This window comes from Burkholderia sp. IT-111MI5 (assembly GCF_949752865.1).
GTDB classification, from domain to species: Bacteria; Pseudomonadota; Gammaproteobacteria; order Burkholderiales; family Burkholderiaceae; genus Burkholderia; species Burkholderia pyrrocinia_C.
The window spans coordinates 1-2,066 of record NZ_CATKIF010000037.1 but is presented as its reverse complement, the minus strand read 5'-3'; the positions used below and the strand labels follow the sequence as shown (position 1 = coordinate 2,066).

The 2,066-nt window shown below is 64.1% G+C and carries 1 protein-coding gene; it reads left to right on the top strand.

Going from position 1 to position 2,066, the window contains the following annotated elements:
- On the top strand, positions 1–1,795 hold a 1,795-nt coding region (locus ACM6JT_RS24620; protein WP_414857502.1), incomplete at its 5' end, for a beta strand repeat-containing protein.
- Between the last annotated feature and the right edge of the window lie 271 nt (positions 1,796–2,066).

The window sequence follows — 2,066 nt, the reverse complement described above, 5'->3', positions numbered from 1 at the left end:
TCGCATCGGCAACAAGGTGGCGCTGACGGGCGAAAACGCAAGCCTGGCGCTGAACTCGGGCAGCGGCCATACGCTGACGAACGACGATGCGACGGTCACGCTGTCGGGTCGCAATGCATCGTTCTCGGCGAACGGCGATGCCTATCAGGTGATCCACGATCTCACGGGGCTGCGCGGCGTCGACGGCAACATGAACGGCCGTTACGTGCTGGGCAATGCGATCGACGGCAAGGGCGCGCAATTCCGCGGTATCGGCGGTGACAGCGCATTCAACGGCGTGTTCGATGGCTTGGGCAACACGATTTCCCGCTTGACGATCAATGGCAACGGTCAGTACGTCGGCCTGTTCGGGTTGAATCGCGGCCGTATCGCGAATCTCGCGCTCGACTCGTTCGCCGTCAACGAAGCATCGACCGGAACGCCTGCGTCGGTCGGTGCGCTTGCCGGCGCCAATCATGGCGGGACCATCTCGAACGTTCGCGTAACGAAGACGGCGGTTTCGTCGAACGGGAAGATCAGCAGCCTCGTCGGCGGCCTCGTCGGTGACAACGTCGCCGGCGTCATCGACCGCGCCCGATTCCAGGGCAGCATCACAGCCAACGAGGCGGCCGATTCAATCGGCGGCATTGCCGGCAGGAATTTCAGCGCGCGGATCGCGAATAGCCAGGCCGATGCCGAGATCACGAGCATGCGATCGTCGAACTACATGCGCGCCGTCGGTGGTGTCGTCGGCAGGAATCTCTATGCGACGGTGTCGGATTCGACGAGTGCCGGCAGGATCTCGGTGGGTGACCGCACGCAAGTGGGCGGCCTCGTCGGTCAGTCGGCGAACAGCATGATCGACAACGCGATTTCGACGGTCGACGTGTCGGCTGGGAAGTCGAGCTTCGTCGGCGGCGCGGTCGGCAGCAGCGATGGCGGCACGATCGTCGGTTCGTCGGCACGCGGCATCGTTCGCGCGACGGACGGCAGCAAGGTCGGCGGGTTCGTCGGCCTCAACAGAGGCGGTCGTATCGCGGATGCGCAAGCGTTCGGCGCGGTGAACTCGAAAGGCGCGGCAGCCGTTGGCGGCTTCGCTGGGGAGAACGTCGACGGCGGCGTGCTCGAAAACGTCGCGGCAAACGGTAGCGTGAGCGACATCGCGAGCAGCGTCGTGGGCGGCCTGGTCGGCAGGAACGCCGGCACGATCCGGGCGGGCAACGCGGCAGGCGATGTCGGTGCAGGTCAGGGAGCCAGCGTGGGCGGGCTTGTCGCCGTGAACGACGGCGCAATCGAGCAATCCGCGGCTCGCGGGGCCGTGCGTGCCGGGCAGGCGAGCCGGGTTGGCGGGCTCGTCGGCCTGAACCACGGAACGATTTCGGGGTCGAGCGCGGACGGATCGGTCACTGCGGCTCGCGACAGCTCCGTCGGAGGTCTGGTCGGCGAAAACATCGGCAAACAAGCCAGCATCCGGAACTCGAAGGCATCGGGCAACGTGACGACCGCCATCGGCCAGTTCATCGGCGGATTCGCCGGGATGAACGGTGACGGCGCGCTGATCGCCGATTCGGAATCGTCGGGGGCGATCGCTGGCTCCGGTACGTTCGCCGGCGGGTTCGTGGGCGTGAATCATGGCGTGATCCGTTCGTCGCATTCGAGTTCGAAGTTTGATTACTCGGGGAATGGCATGCCCTTGGTGAGAGCCGGATTCGTTGCATTCAACTCGGGGCGCATCGAATCGAGCGATACGAGCGGCGCGGCCGCACGTGAACCGTTCGCCAGCGTCAACGTGGGCTGGATCGACGGCAAGCGGTAATTCTTCTCGGTGAAGAGCCGGGCTCGAATGCCCCGGGGCGGCAACCAGGATCGAACGGTTGCCGCCCCGGATACGGCATGCCGGTTCCGGGGCGGGTTGGAGCCGGCGAGCATGGCGCGGATGGTGCAGTAATCCGCGAAACGAGCAACGGACATATTCGTTCCGCGCTCGATAAGCAGTTTGTATAGGTATACGAAATAATTAAAGTATGCCGACCAATCATGAGGAAATGAAGAATGAACAAGGCCTATTCATTGGTATGGAATGAAGC